Below are 18,964 nucleotides of genomic sequence, written 5' to 3'. Positions count from 1 at the left end.
AGCACCCAGCCCCTCGAGGTCGCTTCAGTCCCTCGGTCGAAAGCAGGAAAGATGCTTTCGATTCGGGCCTTCCAGCGCTTGTCGGGGCTAACCAGGGTGCTTGCGCTTTTCTTTTATGATTTTACTAATTCAACTACTACACCCGATCGTGCATCCGCTGCAAAATCAAACGTCTCCATTTCGCCGTTATTCATGCGTGTAATGCCTCCGCGATAGACCGGGATGGTCATAATGCCGTTGTGATAGTCATCCGTTTTCATATAAATCCAGGAACCATCAATTGGGCTCTCTTTCTTGAATTGGTCTTTTACATTGTCTAAGACTCTATTGGCAGGTACAAAGGGCGAAATCTTTTCAGAAGCTTCTTTAATGATGATTGCAGCGGCTAATCCAGTTGCTGCGCCTATTAAAAAATCTCTTAATTTCATTTGTCATCCTCCTTTAAACTAGATTTATTTTATCATTATTTACTTTAGAAGTCTTGTTCAATCCCTTTCAAAATATTGCTGTACTGTATAAGAATACCTGTCCTAGAAATAGACCAAGCTTAGAAAATAGCAAATATGAAGGCTTTTTTCGTAACTTATCCGTTTTTGAAAACTGGATGTCCAGGAGCGTTTTTCCAATTTCATTATGATAAAATGGAAAAGGTATCTTAAATTAGGGAGTGTTCTACATGAATACTGAAACGTTGGAATTATTTAAAACATTGACTGAATTACCGGGCGCACCGGGCAATGAACATGCCGTGCGCAAATTTATGCGCAGTGAGTTGGAGAAATATTCCGATGAAATTATCCAGGATCGTCTTGGCGGAATTTTCGGTGTAAGAAAAGCAGAGGAGGACAATGCTCCAAAAATATTGGTTGCCGGTCATATGGATGAAGTGTCGTTTATGGTAAAAAATATTACGGACAACGGCATGATTCAATTCCAGCCGCTTGGTGGCTGGTCGAATCAAGTTTTGCAAGCGCAACGGGTGACAGTCTATGCAAAAGAAAAAGAAATACCAGGCGTTATTGCTTCAATCCCTCCGCATCTATTAAAAGGGACGGATAAAAAGGGCGCTATGGACATTAAGGATATGCTGATAGATGTAGGGGCGGATAGTAAAGAGGATGCGATGGAAATGGGTATTCGCCCGGGACAATCCATTCTTCCCATTTGTCCGTTCACACCGATGGCAAACCCCAAGAAAATCATGGCAAAAGCTTGGGATAATCGATACGGATGCGGATTGGCCTTAGAATTACTAAAAGAGTTAAAAGATGAGAAGGTAGTGAATCATTTATATTCGGGTGCAAATGTAATGGAAGAAGTCGGTTTAAGAGGAGCCCAGGTTTCAGCCAATATGATTAAACCGGATATTTTCTTTGCACTGGATGCTTCGGCAGCCAATGACACAACAGGCGATAAAACTCAATTCGGCCAATTGGGAAAAGGAACGCTTTTACGAATTTATGACCCAACCATGGTCACGCATCATGGACTTCGTGATTTCATACTCGATACAGCAGAGACGAACAACATACCGTATCAATATTTTGTTTCGAATGGGGGAACGGATGCCGGAAAAGTGCACATTGCAAATGAAGGGATTCCAAGTACGGTCATTGGCATTTGTTCGCGCTATATCCATACTTCAGCTTCTATTATTCATGTTGATGATTATATGGCCGCCAAAGAACTTCTTGTAAAACTGGTAAGAACGATGGATCGAAGTACAGTCGATTCTATAATTGACAACGGATAAACGGAAATTTAAAAAAGATGCCATTTGGCATCTTTTTTAGATAAGTAGAATAGCTGGGGACTTCCGTCATTTAATAGGAACCAACAAAGCGATTACGCCCGTTCGTTTTGGCTTTATACAGGTTGATATCGGCTTTGTTCACGGTATGAAGCAAGGTGGAGGCACCTTCTAATTGGATTATGGTAAGTGCATGGAAAGTGAAGGTACTTATTTTATTGCGGCTATCCATAATCTGGCTCATTATTAAATGCAACAATAGGATTATTGCCAAATTGGAAAGGATTGATTGAATCATATGTACAACTCTCTTCTTAGGTAAGCTAATTATATTCTTTCTTACTTACTATTTCGATTTTACTAAAAATTCAAGGCGAAGTATTAGCTTTTAAGAAAATATGCTTATTTCGCCACAACTTCATATAAATTGTCCCGGGAGATGAATGAAATGATCGTAGCAATTGGAACAAAAAACAAAGCAAAAACTGCAGCCATTCAAAATGTGGTGAATCGTTATTTTGAGGATGCATCATTTGAGCAATTTGACGCTAGATCAAATGTATCAGAACAACCTTTTTCACATGAGGAAACAAGACAGGGAGCAATTAATCGGGCGGTCAATACGCTGCAGATGTCAGGAGCGGATCTGAGTTTTGGCCTTGAAGGCGGTGTTCAGGAAGTTGGAGATTCTATGTATTGCTGTAATTGGGGAGCCATTGCTTTGAAAGATGGAACAGTCCTGACCGCAGCAGGTGCCCAGTTTTTATTGCCCGAAGAGATTGCTGAGAAATTGCGGGAAGGGAAAGAGTTAGGTCCCGTCATGGATGACTATACAAAACAGCACGATACACGGTCTAATGCCGGCGCTGTAGGAGTGTTTACGGCAGGTTTAATCGATCGCACCGAAATGTTTGAACACATTGTCAAATTGCTCATTGGCCAGTACCTTTTCTTAACCAAATAGTGGTATTGTCCTAAGTAACTTGCCATACTACCTATTTATCATTTAAAATAAGTAGCTGAGTAGAAAGTGAGGAATACATATGAAACGTAAATGGTTTCAAGCCTCTGCTTGCTGCGTATTGCTATTCGCTTTAGCAGGCTGTGGAAAGACTGTTGAAGAGCAAATTGATACGGGTGTGGCAAGTGCTCAAACTGTTTTTGAAGAAACTCCTCAACATCCCAATCAAACAATTGGCAAAATTAAATTATATGTTCCTTCCGGTTTCGCAGTAGAAGAAACGGAAGATTTAAATAATTTGATTTTAAAAAAGGGAAATGAAAGTTATCTTCTTTTCGTAAATTACTATGAAATGGAAGATAGTAACTTGCATTATAAATTGCTGAAAAATAACCCATCCAGCAAGATCATCAAAGAACAAACAGTGGAATTTGATGGCGCCTTTGGGTTTACGGCAGTGACGGAATATGATGAGGAACAATTTGAGCTAATTGTAAGTAGCGGCGGGGTTAAAATGTCTACCATCTCGGAAGATCAAAATATCGACGAGAAGCTTGTAGACATGATGACGATTGTTCGTTCCGTAGACATTGTGAAAGAAAACAACTAAACGGAACAAAGTAATCGACTAAAAATAGATACTTTTGCTACAATAAGATAGATTATTTTTACGGTTCACTTTGTGTGAGCCGTTTATTTTTGCATACATCGACAGTTCTGCTATGTTCTAACAAAGGATGTGAGAAGATGAAATCAAATGAACTGGTGCAGCAGCTTAAGCAGCGATTGGGCATGGATCAGTATGAGTTTATTTTCGATAAAGAAAAAGACACACTGCGCCTTAATCATAAAACATTGAATAAGGGGATGGATATCTCCCTGCGGGAAATCCTTGCAAAATACCAAACAATTCAGGGCAAAGCAATTGACGAAGTGGTGTACACAATTGAACAAACATTCAATGCAATGGAAAAAGAGCAAAATGAAGGGTTTCATGATTTATCATTGGTTTATCCGGTCATTCGCTCGACTTCCTTCCCATTGCAGTCAAATGAAGGGTTTGCCTTTATTACCACAGATCATACAGCCGAAACCCGCATTTATTATGCGCTGGATTTAGGGACAACCTATCGATTGATCGATGAATCGATGTTGGAGAAACTTCATGTATCGGCAAATCAAATCCGGGAAGCGGCCCGTTTTTCGGTAAAAAAATTATCAACTAATGTGAAGAAAGATGAAGTTGCAGGGAATATCTTTTATTTCGTGAATGCGAATGATGGTTATGATGCAAGCCGTATTTTAAATGATTCTTTCTTGAAAGAAATGGAAGCGAAAGTCGAAGGAGACATGACGTTATCCGTTCCGCACCAAGATGTATTGATTATTGGGGACATACGCAATGAAACAGGGTATGACGTATTGGCCCAAATGACGATGCATTTCTTCTCGGTGGGTGCAGTACCGATTACTTCCTTATCATTTGTTTATGAAAAAGGCGAATTGGAACCAATCTTTATATTGGCTAAAAATAGAGTGAAAAAGGAGCAAGATGAATAATGTTAGTAGCTTATAACAAAGAGTTTGTGGGAGACGTCCTGTTGGTCCAGCTGGCTATGGAGCCGATTGTCAACACAGAGGTAGAAAAAAGCGGGGATATTGCCATTTTAAAAGAACAGGCAACAGGTGAAGTCAAAGCTTTCAACCTTTTCAATGCAAGCAAGTATCTTGAATTGGATGTACAGGGAAATGTAGAAGTGACTCCTGAACTTGTAGAAAAAATAGAAGCAGCTTTAAAAGCAAATAACGCAGAAATTTCTTTAGATGTCGATTTCTCGCCTAAATTTGTCGTTGGTTATGTAGAAGAAAAAGAAAAACATCCAAATGCGGATAAATTAAGCATTTGTAAAGTAAATGTTGGCGAAGAAGTATTGCAAATTGTTTGTGGCGCTCCTAACGTGGAAGCTGGTCAGAAAGTGGTTGTTGCAAAAATCGGCGCGGTTATGCCATCCGGGTTGGTTATTAAAGATTCGGAATTGCGTGGGGTAGCTTCAAGCGGTATGCTTTGCTCTGCCCGCGAATTGGCAATTCCAAACGCCCCTTCGGCAAAAGGGATTTTAGTGCTGGATGGCGACCACGAAGTAGGTTCACCTTTCGAAATCCCGTCAAATCTATAGTACATCGATTGAAGGCTAACTTGAAGCAACGTTCAAGTTAGCTTTTTTTATTGCCGATAATTTCCAAAAGCTTTTGAATAAGGCGTTTCTATAGCTTTTCTTCATGCAAATGTTTTAACATTGTTATCTTATTGAAATGTAATTATGGTATCATTTTGCTAAGTAAGGTAAGTTTATACTATTTAACTTCAAGCAGTGGAAATATTAGGCGAAAGAACCGCGGCAATCACGACTAGGTTGCCAGCTCAACCCGGAAATATGCCAAAGTGAATAGGTTTTATAGTAAACCAAGCTGCCAAGCTATTGATTTCTCTATTAAATGATAATCAATGGTTCAATATTGATGCCTATAAACATATAATTACTTTATAATAAAATTGCAATGTTGATAGAAAAGAGTGATTAACGATGAATTGGTTTAAAAAACAGTTTAATAAACTTTTCCATGATGAAATAGATGAAAATGAATATTACGAAGAAATCGAATACGAAGAAGAATTCTCAGCCAAAAGGGAAGTTGAAGGGGAAAATACTTCAGAGTCCCATAAAAAAAGTTTTAAATTTCCTTTAATCGCCGACGAAGAGATGGAATTGACAAGAGTAACTAAGAAGCGTTCGGATTATAGAGCGCAACAGTCAGTATCCGAAGATTTCGAACAGAAAAAAAAGGATTCCGGGCATTTTTATCAACAGAATGCCATTTCGAAAGTTTATGATGTAGAAGTATCCGGGATACACGAGCTATTGGAAAAACGGCAACGAATCAAGGGAAACAGAACTACCTTTGCCAATCGCCAAGAATCTGCGAAACTACGAAGAGCCAATGGGATAAATACCCAGAAACCAGTAAAACAAGACTTAAAAAGTTCGATCAATACCCCTTCTCCAAAGATGAAAGAAGAAGACGATTTACTCACTCCGAAAAGGAAATTCGTTCCAACACAAGTCCCTTCTCCAGTTTACGGATTCAAAAAACCGAGTAATATCGACCAGTTATTATCAAAAAAGCAGAATGAGAGGCTTCATGAGAACAGCAACGAAGAGATCGAAGAGAGCTTAATTCATCAACAAGCAGCTTCCCAACTAAAGAAAGAAAAAGTAGAGAGTGTGTACACAGAGGTCTTGAGGGTAAAAGAAGAAATTGCAAGCACCGTAGAACCCAAAAAAAGACCGGACGTTATGATTAGTGATACAAGTCAGTCTGCTGCACCGTCAAATCCGAGTTTTCTTGAAATAGAGGAAGAAACGGAGCAGAAACAAACTGAACCAGAACAAACGCCTTATGAAAGTATGGAAGAATTACCGATTTCTGCAGAAGCATCTCAAGAAAATTCAATTGCAGATGAAGCATCAACTATCAGAAAGACTTCCAATATGGAAGAAATCTCGCAACCAGTTGAACTTCCGCTTGAAAAGCAGCAAGATGAAGCGCTTCAAGATTTACAAGAGGAAGAAAAAGAGAAGTTTGATAACATAGAAATTAAGGAAGATTTAGCTCCCATTGAAAGTGTACAAGTTCAAAAGCCAGACGCTGCTGCAGTAAACGAACAAGAAATTGAAGCGGCCCTGGTAGAACAAAAGGATGAACGTGGGGAATTAACGGATTTAGCTTATGTTGACGAAAAGTTGGAGCAAGAAGAAAGCACTCAATCGATTGAACTTCCGCCTGAAGAAAAGCATAACCAAACATTTCATGATCAACAAATGGAAGAAACGGAAGCTTTTTCAAACATGGAAAATAAGGAAGATTTAGCTCCCATTGAAAGTGTACAAGTTCAAAAGCCAGACGCTGCTGCAGTAAACGAACAAGAAATTGAAGCGGCCCTGGTAGAACAAAAGGATGAACGTGGGGAATTAACGGATTTAGCTTATGTTGACGAAAAGTTGGAGCAAGAAGAAAGCACTCAATCGATTGAACTTCCGCCTGAAGAAAAGCATAACCAAACATTTCATGATCAACAAATGGAAGAAACGGAAGCTTTTTCAAACATGGAAAATAGGGAAGATTTAGCTCCCATTGAAAGTGTACAAGTTCAAAAGCCAGCAGCTGTTGCAGTAAACGAACAAGAAGAAAGTGAAGCGACCCTAGTGNAAATCTCGCAACCAGTTGAACTTCCGCTTGAAAAGCAGCAAGATGAAGCGCTTCAAGATTTACAAGAGGAAGAAAAAGAGAAGTTTGATAACATAGAAATTAAGGAAGATTTAGCTCCCATTGAAAGTGTACAAGTTCAAAAGCCAGACGCTGCTGCAGTAAACGAACAAGAAATTGAAGCGGCCCTGGTAGAACAAAAGGATGAACGTGGGGAATTAACGGATTTAGCTTATGTTGACGAAAAGTTGGAGCAAGAAGAAAGCACTCAATCGATTGAACTTCCGCCTGAAGAAAAGCATAACCAAACATTTCATGATCAACAAATGGAAGAAACGGAAGCTTTTTCAAACATGGAAAATAGGGAAGATTTAGCTCCCATTGAAAGTGTACAAGTTCAAAAGCCAGCAGCTGTTGCAGTAAACGAACAAGAAGAAAGTGAAGCGACCCTAGTGGAACAAAAGGATGAACGTGGGGAGTTAACGGATTTAGCTTCTATTGAGGAAGAGTTAAAGCATGAAGAAAGCACTCAATCGATTGAACTTCCGCCTGAAGAAAAGCATATCGAAACGCTTCATGAACAACAAATGGAAGAAAAAACAGAAGCTTTTGCACACTTAGAAAGTAAGGAAGATTTAGCTCCCATTGAAAGTCTGCAAGTCCAAAAACTAGTCGCTGTTGCATTAAGCGATCAGGAAGAAGAAGCGGCTGCAATGGAGCATGAAAGAATTGAACAAGATGCCTTGCTGGATAACCAGAAGGAAGAGTTACAGGAAGAGCCGCGAAAAAAAGGAAGTACATTGCCGTTTAATGTGTTAATGTTAAAATCCGATAAAGAAAAATATGCTGCTAAACTAGCACAAAAACAATTGCTTCAACATAATGATGGTATTAAAGAAATCACTAGGCAGTCATCCTCTGCAGAAATCTTGCCGAAAGCAAGGGAAATGCAGGAAGCACAGCAAGTTTCCGTTTCAACTGCAACGGCAGTCCTTGAACCTGCTTCAACAGAACCGATTACTCATCAAGCCGCAGCGGAAAAGGCAAAGGTGAGTGAAAGAATCGAACCAGAAAATGAACGATATGCTGCTATGGAAGAAATCAATGACGAAGTAGAAATTGAGCCTTCAATTAATGAGATTGTAGAGAAAAAGCCTATAAAAATTTATACAAAGCCTTCATTGGAATTTTTATCGCCGCCAGAGGAAAAGAAAGAAGATCGGGAATGGCTTGAATCCCAAGGCGATATTTTAGTAGAATCTTTATCGTATTTCCAAGTAACGGCACAGGTGGAATCCATTACACAAGGGCCGGCAGTAACACAATTCGAGATAACAGTCAGCCACGGGACCAAGGTGAGTAAAATCCGGAACCTTTCAGATGATCTAAAACTTGCTCTGGCTGCAAAGGATATTCGCATTCAAGCGCCGATACCGGGAAAAAGCACGATCGGCATCGAAATACCGAATCGTATCTCACGAGCTGTTCGCTTATCGGAAGTAGCTTGCAGCGACTCCTTTATAGAATCCGAATCGCCATTGGAGGCTGCATTGGGTCTCGACTTGACAGGTAAGCCTGTCACGATTGACTTGCGAAAAATGCCGCATGGTTTAATTGCAGGTGCAACAGGATCAGGAAAGTCCGTGTGCATTAATTCCATTCTGGTCAGTCTTTTATATAAAGCAGATCCGAATGAATTGAAACTCATGTTAATTGACCCTAAAATGGTCGAATTAGCCCCGTTTAACCATATTCCGCATCTAGTAAGCCCCGTTATTACAGATGTAAAGGCAGCGACCGCGGCTCTGAAATGGGCGGTTGAAGAAATGGAAAGACGTTATCAATTATTTGCCCATGCCGGGGTCCGCGATTTGCCCCGATTTAATAAATTGGCAGATTCAAAGGGCGAGTACGGACACAAATTACCTTATATCTTGATTGTCATCGATGAGCTTGCAGACTTGATGATGATGTCTCCGGCAGATGTGGAGGAAGCCATCTGCCGTATTGCCCAAAAAGCAAGAGCTTGTGGAATCCATCTAATTGTTGCAACACAACGGCCATCCGTTGATGTTATTACAGGGTTGATCAAATCCAATATCCCAACGAGAATCGCGTTTGCAGTTTCTTCACAAGTGGATTCGCGCACAATTTTGGATAACCAGGGAGCGGAACGCCTGCTTGGAAGAGGGGATATGCTATACCTGGGCAATGGGATGAGTGCACCGATTCGTCTTCAAGGGACATTTGTGACGGATGACGAGATTGAGGAAATTGTTGATCACGTGAGAGCACAAGGAGAACCTGATTATATCTTCGAGCAAGACGAGTTATTGAAGAAGACGGAAATGATTGAAGAACAAGATGAGTTGTTTGAAGAGGTATGCCGTTTTGTATTTGATCAAGGATCTGCTTCTACTTCTTCAATCCAAAGAAAGTATCATATCGGCTATAATCGAGCAGCCCGCTTGATGGATATGCTGGAAAGCAACGGCTTTATTTCCGAACAACGCGGAAGCAAGCCAAGGGAAGTCTTTATAACGGATTCCGATTTAGCGAACATGTTTGAGTAATAGCTAATATATGAGGGGAGTATTCCTCTCATTTTTTAGCAAAATAAAAATAATGAAATAATAAGTGAATGAAGCAGGAAAAATTAAACTTGCCTTTGCAATATTTTTTATGAAAATAATGCTATAATGGGGTATGTTTTTATGATTTGATACAAACTAACTTAAATTACAAACGTTCATTCATTGGGATCTAGTATCCCGGGAGGTTTAAATATGACATTTTATCATTTTACAGGAATTAAAGGTTCAGGAATGAGTTCATTGGCTCAAATCTTATTTGATTCAGGGGAGCAAGTTCAGGGATCTGATTATGAAACGTATTATTTTACGGAAAAGCCGCTAAGAGACCGCAATATAACGATTTTGCCTTTTAGCGCCGATAATATTAAAGAAGGAATGACCGTTATAGCAGGAAATGCATTTCCGGATGACCATCCGGAAATTGTTCGTGCAAAAGAAATTGGCGTCGAAGTGATTCGATATCATAAATTCCTGGGTGATTATCTTGATGCCTATACGTCCATTGCGATTACAGGTGCACATGGGAAAACTTCCACAACAGGCTTAATGAGTCATGTTGTTGGCGGATATCAGCCTACATCCTTTTTGATAGGAGATGGAACAGGCTCAGGGAAAAAAGATGCTTCGTTTTTTGTATTGGAAGCTTGTGAGTACCGCCGCCACTTTTTGGCATATCACCCTGACTACGCTGTCATGCTGAATGTCGACTTTGACCATCCAGATTATTTTACCGGAATTGACGACGTCTATTCAGCTTTCCAGGAGTTGGCGCTGCAAGTAAGCAAAGCAATTATTGCATGCGGCGATGATGAGCACCTGCAAAAAATTCAAGCCAACGTACCAGTCGTTTATTATGGTTTTGGTGCACATAATGACTTTGCCGCACGAAACATTGAAAAGTCGACGGAAGGTACAACATTCGAAGTATATGTACGCAATGAATATTATGATAAATTCTTCATTCCTTTATATGGTGACCATACTGTACTCAATGCGCTGGCTGTGATTTCGCTATGTCACTATGAAGGAATACCTGCAACATTGATTCAAGAAAGATTACACACATATGGTGGAGTAAAAAGACGTTTTACGGAAACGAAAATTGGGAATAGTGTTCTTGTAGATGATTACGCGCATCATCCAACAGAAATTAATGCAACAATACAATCAGCACGACAAAAATACCCCGATCGACAAGTCGTTGCTGTTTTCCAACCTCATACGTTTTCCCGCACAGCTGCTTTTTTACAACAATTTGCCGACAGTTTATCAAAAGCAGATGCAGTATATTTATGCGACATCTTCGGATCAGCTAGGGAAAAGCAGGGAGCTTTATCCATTCAAGATCTGCAAGCATTAATTCAGGATAGCCAAATCATTCAACTCGATAAAATTGAAAAGTTGAAAGAATATAACAACGCTGTTTTCTTGTTTATGGGTGCTGGAGATGTTAATAAGTATCAAAGTGCATTTGAGAACGTTTTAAAGAACAACGAAGAAACAGCTTAAACGCCTTAGTTTAGGCTGTTTTTTCTAAACGGGAGGATTCAGCAAAGAATTTGTCGAATATCAGGGTAGCAGGAGACATAGGAGGTTAGTTTAATGGAAATCATTTTATACATCGCAGCACTTTTGGCAGCAATCGGATTTTTGGTGTTATGCATCAGTGTTGGGATGACGTTGTTTGGGTTGAAAAATACGTTAAACAGTATTGCAGGGACGGTTGCGGGAATTGAAGGGCAAATGGATGGAATCACACGTGAGACAACCTCTCTTTTAGAAAAAACGAATACACTGGCGGCAGATATTACAGTGAAATCCGAAAAACTAAACTCAGTTGTGGATGCCGTAAAAAATATCGGAACCTCCGTTAATGGTTTAAACAATTCCATTCACCAAATTACATCATCCATTTCAACCGAAGTAAGCAAAAACGAAGAAAAAATTGCACAAGTGGTGCAATGGAGCAATGTTGCGATGGAAATAGCAGATAAATGGAAACAGCGCAAAGCCATTGACCAACATGATGTAGATGTAAAAACCACACAAATCGTAAAGAAATCTTCAAAGCTTTAGAAAATAATAAAGGGGATGAGTACTATGTTAGGGGAAAAACCGAATTATAACGAAGTTAAAAATGAATTGCCACATTTACCTCAAGTTTATACAGGAACAGATGCCATTTATGAGGAGGAGTCGGTGAATATGAAGGATTTTGTTATTGGTGCATTGGTAGGCGGAATTGTTGGAGCGGCCGCTGGTATGCTGCTTGCCCCTAAAACAGGCAGAGATTTAAGAAGCGACGTGGCCATCCAGGCAGGAAATTTAAAAGATAAAAGTGTGCACTTATCTTCCACTGCAAAAGATAAAACAGTTCAATTATCCAACCAGCTAAAAGAACAGTCCACCCAATTAGTGGATAAAGTAAAAGCAAAATCTTCCAAGGTACCTACTATCTACGACGATGGAACCGTTTCATATGAAGACGATGACCTTTTGGAAAATGAAACATACGAAGGCGTGGACATGTCTGAAGCATCAAAACCATCCTCTATTTAAATCAATTCCATTAAAAAAACGCAAGGATGTTTATTTAAACGTCCTTGCGTTTTTTGTGTTTGGGGCTGTTTACGTTAATAGAATTTCGAGCTGATCGCCGCCAAAAATTTCTTCGTCAAAGAAAGAAGGTTGGCCATTGCGGAGAATTTTAAATTGACCCTTGAAGTCCACTGGCAATTGCCAGTTCGAAAAACGGAAAACATCCTGGAAAACCCAAGGATTCGTCTCTTTTTCTATGACCGATAGAACATCGCCATTGTTAAGAGTCTCCTTGCCTTCAAGAGTGCTGCCGTTTCGCATGACTTCATGGCAAACTTTAGTTAGCTCCACTGTTTCATTTTGGAAAGTGATGACAATCCGTTCTTCCAATAATAGATTTAATTTATTGAATATCGCTTGGACCGTAGGCGATAAAGCATCCTCAATTGTTATTTTGTCCTCATTTTGAAAAGGATAATGCAATTTTCCCGGTTTCCCATTAATTGAAAGTTTTGAAGAACACTCAGGAAAGAAAACCGGTTTTCCGTCAATATGAAGCGTAAAAGGTTTCATATTATGAAGCAGGTCGTAATTTTGAGTTTGGTGAAGCAACGTCTCGATGGAGTCAATCGTTTCAATATCGATTCGATCTTTATCTTTTAATTGTTGTGCAATCGATCCGTGTTGGCCGTTAATCTTGACGATCGGTTCTATCGAATAATGTTTGCCATTAATGAAAACATTCTTAATCAAGGCATCATCCATGAGGTCCTGAATGGTTGCTTTGGCATCTTGTCCATTTCGGCCCTCGATTAAAGAAATCACGTCTCCATTTTTTATAATGGTCTTTGTAGAAGCACTTTCTCCATTCACCAAGATAGCGGCAGCAAGTCCATGTTCGCCCGGAATCAAAATGTCTTGCCCATTCACCGTGACGGCAATGCCTTGGCCGGGTTTTCCGTAGAGTTGCTGAGCTCTTATATTAGCTGCCAAAAAGGCATCCGCCACCGTCATTTCTTTCATTTCAAACAATCGTACAACTTGCTCATTCACGGTCACCGACATATATTGGATTGGCGCCTTTTTAGCTGCAATGGCAATCCCAATCGGCGTTACAAGTTCAGGTGTTGCCAGTATAGAATCCTCTTTTGTTAAGTTTTGTATGGCATCGATTCCTCGGATGGCTACGCGGTTCTCAGGCAGATTTAATATTTTGCTTATTTCTCTTGGAAGTTCCGGTGTTAAACTGCCTCCACCAACAAGCATAACTGCTTTGGGAGGCGCTTGATTATTTAATCTTAAAATTTCCTGGCCGATTGCTAGCGCTAATGTTTCAATAGATGGAAAGATTGCTTGAAGGACTGCTTCTTTTGGGATCGCTTGTTCAAAACCAAGAATATCCTGAATTGTAATGTGTTCTTGGGTAGTTAGTTCTCTTTTTGCTTTTTCTGCTACGGGAAAATCAAGCAAATAGTGATCGCTTAAGCTTTCCGTGATTTCATCGCCAGCCGTTGGAACCATGCCGTAAGCTACAATTGTCCCCTTATCCGTAATCGCAATATCCGAAGTACCTGCCCCGATATCGACTAAAGCGACATTTAAACGGCGCATGGATGGAGGAATCAGCACATTGATGGCTGCAATTGGTTCCAGGGTTAACGCTTCCATTTCAAGATCGGCTCTCTTTAATGCTGCAAGCAAAGATTCGACAACGACGCGGGGCAAGAAAGTTGCGATTACCTCAACGGTTGCTTCGTCTCCTTGTTGATCATATAGGCTTCCAATTTCTTCTCCATCAAGTTTGTAATAAAGTACAGAATAGCCAACACAATAATAGTGGCTTGTTTTTCCCTCTTCTTTGGCAGATAGCAGTTTTGCTTGGGCGCGTTGGACAGCCTGCAATTCAAGTCGGTTAATATCTTCCTCTGTAAAGATGGGGCGATTTTTTATGTTGATGGTTACGCTGGCTTGCTCTGTTTTTAAAGCGCGACCTGCAGCAGCGACACTGACTTTTGGCAATGGACCATGCTTTTCTTCCAATTCCGATTTAATTTCTTTAAGTAATTCCGCCACGTAAAGTACATTATGTATTTGGCCATCCACCATCGCTCGTTCTTTATGTTCCTTCATAAGAAGATCGATGACATGGAAATGATTGTTTTGTTCTTCCAGAATAATTCCGACAACCGAACGAGTGCCGATGTCCAAAGCAAATAACTTGGGGGTCAAAGGGAAAACACTTCCTTTCAAAACGAATATACTTTATTTCCGTTATGTAGTATGCTTGTATTAATAGTACAACTTTACACGATCCAATTTATAACTTTTTCTAAATAATTTCACTTTAGCGAGTTGAATCGCTAAATTAAATGCGTGACAATTTAGAATTTGTTGACTATAATAGGATTATTATTAAATTAAAATGTATCATACTTTTCAATGGCCTGAAAAGAGATGGTTCTAAAGGAGAGGAAAAGGGAATGAGTGAGCAGAACTTAGAAGCACTACGCAGTCAGATTGACGAACTAAACTTGGAAATTTTACGTTTAATTAATGAACGAGCAGAAATCGTTGACGAAATCGGTAAAATAAAAGAAAAACAAGGTGTTAACCGATTTGATCCTCTTCGCGAACGTCACATGCTAAATCTTTTAAAAGAACATAATAAAGGACCGTTAAACCAAATGACGGTTGATTATATATTCAAGCAAATCTTCAAGACGGCATTGAAACAGCTGGAAGCCGATAAGAAGAAAGAATTGCTTGTATCACGCAAAAAGAAATCTGAAGATACTGTCATTGAAATCAACGGAGAAAAAATCGGTGCAGGAAGCCCATCATTCGTATTTGGCCCATGTTCAGTGGAGTCATATGAGCAAGTTGCTGCTGTAGCCGCTTCTATTCAAGCGAAAGGGCAAAAATTGATTCGAGGCGGGGCATACAAACCTCGTACCTCTCCATACGATTTCCAAGGTCTGGGACTGGAAGGATTAAAAATCCTGAAACAGATTTCAAAGGAATATGGATTAGCGGTGGTTACTGAAATCGTTACGCCTGCACATATCGAAGAAGCGCTTGATTATGTAGACGTGATTCAAGTCGGTGCACGCAACATGCAAAACTTTGAATTATTGAAAGCAGTAGGGGAAACAAACAAACCTGTATTATTAAAACGCGGTTTGGCTGCAACTATCGATGAATTCATCCATGCAGCGGAATACATTATGTCCAAAGGCAACGAAAACATCATGCTTTGCGAACGCGGAATCCGTACTTATGAAAAAGCAACCCGCAATACACTTGATATTTCTGCTGTGCCTATTTTAAAACAAGAAACGCATCTGCCTGTATTTGTGGATGTAACACATTCAACGGGCCGCCGCGACTTGCTGTTGCCTTGTGCAAAAGCTGCCATCGCAATCGGTGCTGATGGAGTAATGGCGGAAGTGCATCCGGATCCATCTGTCGCTCTTTCCGATTCACAACAGCAAATGGATATCCCGCAATTTGATGCTTTCTTCAATGAAATTCAAAAATTCATGAAACAATATGAATTAAAAGCATAATAATAGAAGCCCAAAGCAAATGCTTTCGGGCTTTCTTTTTATGTGTGATTAGCATATTTCTATTTTCTAAAAACGAACAAATAGTTAATCTTTATGAAGTTTGTATGCTTTATATTGAAAAAGAATTATAAATTGAAGTATGATGAACATAATATTATTTAAAAGGAGGCGTATCCTTTGACTGTAACGATTTATGATGTTGCACGTGAAGCGAACGTTTCAATGGCAACGGTGTCACGCGTAGTTAACGGAAACCAAAATGTAAAGCCCGCTACAAGAAAAAAAGTATTGGAAGTTATTGAACGTCTAGAATATCGTCCAAATGCGGTTGCACGTGGGTTGGCAAGCAAAAAAACAACAACTGTGGGCGTAATCATACCGGATATATCCAATAATATATACGCAGAAGCAGCTCGGGGAATTGAAGATATCGCAACGATGTATCGCTATAATATTATTCTGGCAAATTCCGACCAAAACGAAGAGAAAGAATTGATTCTGCTGGACACAATGCTAGGAAAGCAAGTGGACGGAATAGTAATGATGAGTGATGCTGTTACGCCAAAGCTTCATCAGTCAATGGATCACTCGCCGGTTCCGATTGTACTTGCGGGTTCAGTTGATGAATCCAATACTTTTGCGTCAGTAAATATTGATTATTTCCAGGCAACGAAAGATGCTGTCCAAATGCTGATTGATAATGGGCATAAAAGAATTGCCTTTGTTTCAGGTCCGCTGTCTTACACGATTAACTCCCACTATAAACTTGAAGCTTATAAAACGGTGTTGAACGAGGCAAATATCGAGGTAGATGAACAATTGATTATTGCGGATGATGGCACATATGATAGTGCTCTGGAGGCATTTGAAGCCTTAGCCAAGATTGAAAACCCGCCAACCGCATTTTTTGCGGGAAGTGATGAACTGGCAATCGGGTTAATCCATGGGGCACAAGATAATGGGAAAAAGGTCCCGGAAGACATTGAAATCATCAGTTTCGAGAATTCAAAGCTTGCCCGTATGGTACGCCCTCAATTGACAAGTGTGGTTTTGCCGCTTTATGATATCGGCGCTGTTGCGATGCGATTGCTGACAAAATTAATGAATAAAGAAAGCATTGAAGACCACTCCGTCATCATCCCTCACCGAATTGAAAAACGCAACTCCGTAAAATAGACGAAAAGGCAGCTCATTCAAAAACTATAGCTGCCTTTGTTTTATTTTGGGGAGAAAAATGCCTTTTCGGTAAAACGCCAATAATTTCTATACTACTATGCTGTTTAGGTTATTTCTTTTCATTCCGAATTAAATAAAGTGCTTTTTTAAGCATTTGTGCGTTCTTCTCTTCTATTTCCAGTTTCCGGGGGATTGGTTCGTACAAAGGATGAGGATCTTCCCATGTTGGAATAAGTGGAACAGGCGATTCTTTTTGCCATCGATCAAGCCATTCTTTTGGAAGATTTCCTGATGGCAAAGCCAGATCGTTCATTTCTGTCCAAATAAAGGACCACGCTCTTGGCACTACCCGCCAAATATCATAGCCACCTCCGCCAACCGCAATCCACTTGCCGCCGCAATAGTCATGTGCCAATTTATGAGCCAACCTTGGAATTTCTTGATAGATTCGCATTGTTCCGTAAAGGTGGGTAAGCGGGTCAAAGTAATGAGCGTCAGCACCGTTTTGCGTTAGAACAACATCCGGTTTGAAAAATTCAAATATTTCCCTGACTGCTTGTTCATATATAGTTAAATAGCTTTCATCTTCTGTAAAAGCATCAATGGGAAAGTTGAACGATGTACCATATCCCTGTCCATTTCCGCGCTCTGTCACATTCCCCGTACCCGGGAAAAGGTAGCGTCCTGTTTCATGAATGGACAATGTGCAAACATTGGGATCATCGTAAAATGCCCATTGAACGCCATCTCCGTGATGGGCATCGGTATCGATATACAAAACACGCGCATTGTATTTTTCCTGCATATACCGAATGGCTACGGTACTGTCATTATAGATGCAAAAACCCGAAGCCCGGCCGTGAAAACCGTGGTGGAGTCCGCCACCCAAATTTAGTGCATGCTGGCTTTTGCCCTGCATTACATAATCGACTGCTTGCAACGTACTTCCTACCAATAAGGCACTTGCTTCATGCATATTCTTGAATATGGGTGTGTCTTCTGTGCCGATTCCATAATTTCCGCATTGTTCAGCAGTGATAAGGCCATGACCGGCTTTTTTCACAGTATCAATATACTTTTGGTCGTGTCCAAGGGCAATTTCCTCATCAGTGGCTATTCTTGCCGGCACAATATCATCGTCCGACAGCGCGGAAATCTGCCGTAATAAATCCATCGTTAAAAGCAGGCGTTTATGATTAAAAGGGTGTGAATCAGAAAATTTGTATTCCAGTTGTTCCGGTGAATAAATAAAAACGGACTTTCTCATCATCGCTCCACCCCAGGCAAATTCGGCCATAATACATTAAAAGATTCTTTTCTCAAGTCTTCAATGATCGGCAGCGGGTTCATAATTTGCACGCGCACACTGATAATTTTGGTGTCGTTATTTTGGACACTTGGATAAACAAGTACACTTAAAACATTCGCATGGTGATTTTTGAAAATCTCCATTACATCCGATAAAATCCCTGGCTTGTCCGACACACGGATGTCAATTTTGGATGAAGGCTTATTGGCGCCGGTTAACTCAATGTATGTATAAAGCAAATCCGTGGAAGTGACAATGCCAACCAATTTTCCACCTGAGACAATCGGCATACAGCTAATTTTTGATTCGTACAGAGTAAGGGCAATTTCTTCGATAAAATCCAATGGATGGCCAATCAACGGATCCTTCACCATAATCTTTTCAAGCGGCGTATCATAGGTTGTTAAGTTTATATCTTTATTCAGGCTGGATGGCAGGATATTTTTCAGGTCATGGGCCGTAATAATTCCCACAACTTTCTCATTATCATCCACAATGGGCAAATGCCTGATTTTTTTCTCCCGCATTACCTCCAATGCATCTTTTACCGTATTGGTGGGGGCTAAAAAGAAGACATCAGTCTGCATAATCTCTTCAATAATCATCAATTTTTTTACCGCCTTTCAAGTGGTTTAGGTGCGAACGCCAGCTCCTCCGACGCACATGGATGTGCTAGTGCCGACAAAGCTACACGACGCGGCGTTTTTGTCGGCCAGTTGTTGTCGGCTAATCAGGCGTTCTCCGCTTTTCTTAATGTCTGGCTGCGAACGCCAGCTCCTCGACAACTTCGGTGTTGCCAATAAG

The 18,964-nt window shown here is 40.3% G+C and carries 15 protein-coding genes and 1 pseudogene; 11 read left to right on the top strand and 5 right to left on the bottom strand.

The window, feature by feature from the left end:
- Positions 1–113: 113 nt before the first annotated feature.
- On the bottom strand, positions 114–428 hold the full coding sequence (locus D1B33_RS16010) for a hypothetical protein (RefSeq protein WP_118877412.1): 315 nt from the start codon (positions 426–428) through the stop codon (positions 114–116).
- Between the two features lie 248 nt (positions 429–676).
- Between D1B33_RS16010 and D1B33_RS16005 the strand changes: the two genes are divergently transcribed.
- The gene (locus D1B33_RS16005) at positions 677–1,753 is read left to right on the top strand and encodes a M42 family metallopeptidase (RefSeq protein ID WP_118877411.1); all 1,077 of its coding nucleotides are present in this window, start codon (positions 677–679) and stop codon (positions 1,751–1,753) included.
- 70 nt (positions 1,754–1,823) lie between these two features.
- Here the strand turns inward: D1B33_RS16005 and D1B33_RS16000 are convergent, their stop codons facing one another.
- Positions 1,824–2,048, bottom strand: a complete 225-nt coding sequence (locus tag D1B33_RS16000; protein ID WP_118877410.1) for a nucleotidyl cyclase domain-containing protein — start codon at positions 2,046–2,048, stop codon at positions 1,824–1,826.
- 150 nt (positions 2,049–2,198) lie between these two features.
- Between D1B33_RS16000 and D1B33_RS15995 the strand changes: the two genes are divergently transcribed.
- From D1B33_RS15995 to D1B33_RS15960, 8 genes and pseudogenes are all read left to right on the top strand, one after another.
- Positions 2,199–2,714: a DUF84 family protein gene (locus tag D1B33_RS15995; protein ID WP_118877409.1), complete on the top strand. Its 516-nt coding sequence runs from the start codon at positions 2,199–2,201 to the stop codon at positions 2,712–2,714.
- Between the two features lie 79 nt (positions 2,715–2,793).
- Positions 2,794–3,321, top strand: a complete 528-nt coding sequence (locus tag D1B33_RS15990) for a hypothetical protein (protein WP_118877408.1) — start codon at positions 2,794–2,796, stop codon at positions 3,319–3,321.
- A 137-nt stretch (positions 3,322–3,458) separates the two neighbouring features.
- Complete coding sequence (locus D1B33_RS15985) at positions 3,459–4,271, top strand: DUF1444 domain-containing protein (RefSeq protein ID WP_118877407.1); 813 nt, start codon at positions 3,459–3,461, stop codon at positions 4,269–4,271.
- Entirely contained in the window at positions 4,271–4,888 is a 618-nt protein-coding gene (ytpR, locus tag D1B33_RS15980) for a YtpR family tRNA-binding protein (protein WP_118877406.1), read from the top strand. Before D1B33_RS15985 ends, ytpR begins: the two co-directional genes overlap by 1 nt.
- Positions 4,889–8,128: 3,240 nt before the next feature.
- A pseudogene (locus D1B33_RS18955) lies at positions 8,129–9,550 on the top strand (DNA translocase FtsK); the annotation flags it as partial.
- Between the two features lie 213 nt (positions 9,551–9,763).
- Positions 9,764–11,080: a UDP-N-acetylmuramate--L-alanine ligase gene (murC, locus tag D1B33_RS15970; RefSeq protein WP_118877405.1), complete on the top strand. Its 1,317-nt coding sequence runs from the start codon at positions 9,764–9,766 to the stop codon at positions 11,078–11,080.
- A 93-nt stretch (positions 11,081–11,173) separates the two neighbouring features.
- Positions 11,174–11,647, top strand: coding sequence for a DUF948 domain-containing protein (locus D1B33_RS15965; RefSeq protein ID WP_118877404.1), 474 nt, complete (start codon positions 11,174–11,176; stop codon positions 11,645–11,647).
- Between the two features lie 24 nt (positions 11,648–11,671).
- Positions 11,672–12,130, top strand: a complete 459-nt coding sequence (locus D1B33_RS15960) for a YtxH domain-containing protein (protein ID WP_118877403.1) — start codon at positions 11,672–11,674, stop codon at positions 12,128–12,130.
- A 69-nt stretch (positions 12,131–12,199) separates the two neighbouring features.
- Here D1B33_RS15960 and D1B33_RS15955 read toward each other — a convergent pair whose 3' ends face one another.
- Positions 12,200–14,338 (bottom strand): cell division protein FtsA, encoded by a 2,139-nt coding sequence (locus tag D1B33_RS15955; protein ID WP_118877402.1) that lies wholly within the window; start codon positions 14,336–14,338, stop codon positions 12,200–12,202.
- Positions 14,339–14,589: 251 nt separating this feature from the next.
- Between D1B33_RS15955 and D1B33_RS15950 the strand changes: the two genes are divergently transcribed.
- The gene (locus tag D1B33_RS15950; protein ID WP_118877401.1) at positions 14,590–15,675 is read left to right on the top strand and encodes a bifunctional 3-deoxy-7-phosphoheptulonate synthase/chorismate mutase; all 1,086 of its coding nucleotides are present in this window, start codon (positions 14,590–14,592) and stop codon (positions 15,673–15,675) included.
- A 177-nt stretch (positions 15,676–15,852) separates the two neighbouring features.
- A complete protein-coding gene (gene ccpA / locus D1B33_RS15945; protein WP_118877400.1) occupies positions 15,853–16,851 on the top strand; it encodes a catabolite control protein A in 999 nt (332 codons plus the stop codon).
- A 109-nt stretch (positions 16,852–16,960) separates the two neighbouring features.
- Here the strand turns inward: ccpA and D1B33_RS15940 are convergent, their stop codons facing one another.
- Positions 16,961–18,118, bottom strand: a complete 1,158-nt coding sequence (locus D1B33_RS15940; RefSeq protein WP_118877399.1) for an acetoin utilization protein AcuC — start codon at positions 18,116–18,118, stop codon at positions 16,961–16,963.
- Entirely contained in the window at positions 18,118–18,765 is a 648-nt protein-coding gene (locus D1B33_RS15935) for an acetoin utilization AcuB family protein (protein ID WP_118877398.1), read from the bottom strand. The genes D1B33_RS15940 and D1B33_RS15935 overlap by 1 nt, the downstream gene beginning before the upstream one ends.
- Positions 18,766–18,964: the final 199 nt, after the last annotated feature.

This window comes from Ureibacillus yapensis (genome assembly GCF_003515775.1).
GTDB classification, from domain to species: Bacteria; Bacillota; Bacilli; order Bacillales_A; family Planococcaceae; genus Ureibacillus; species Ureibacillus yapensis.
The sequence above is the reverse complement of the archived record's forward strand: the minus strand, read 5'-3'. Positions and strand labels throughout refer to the sequence as shown.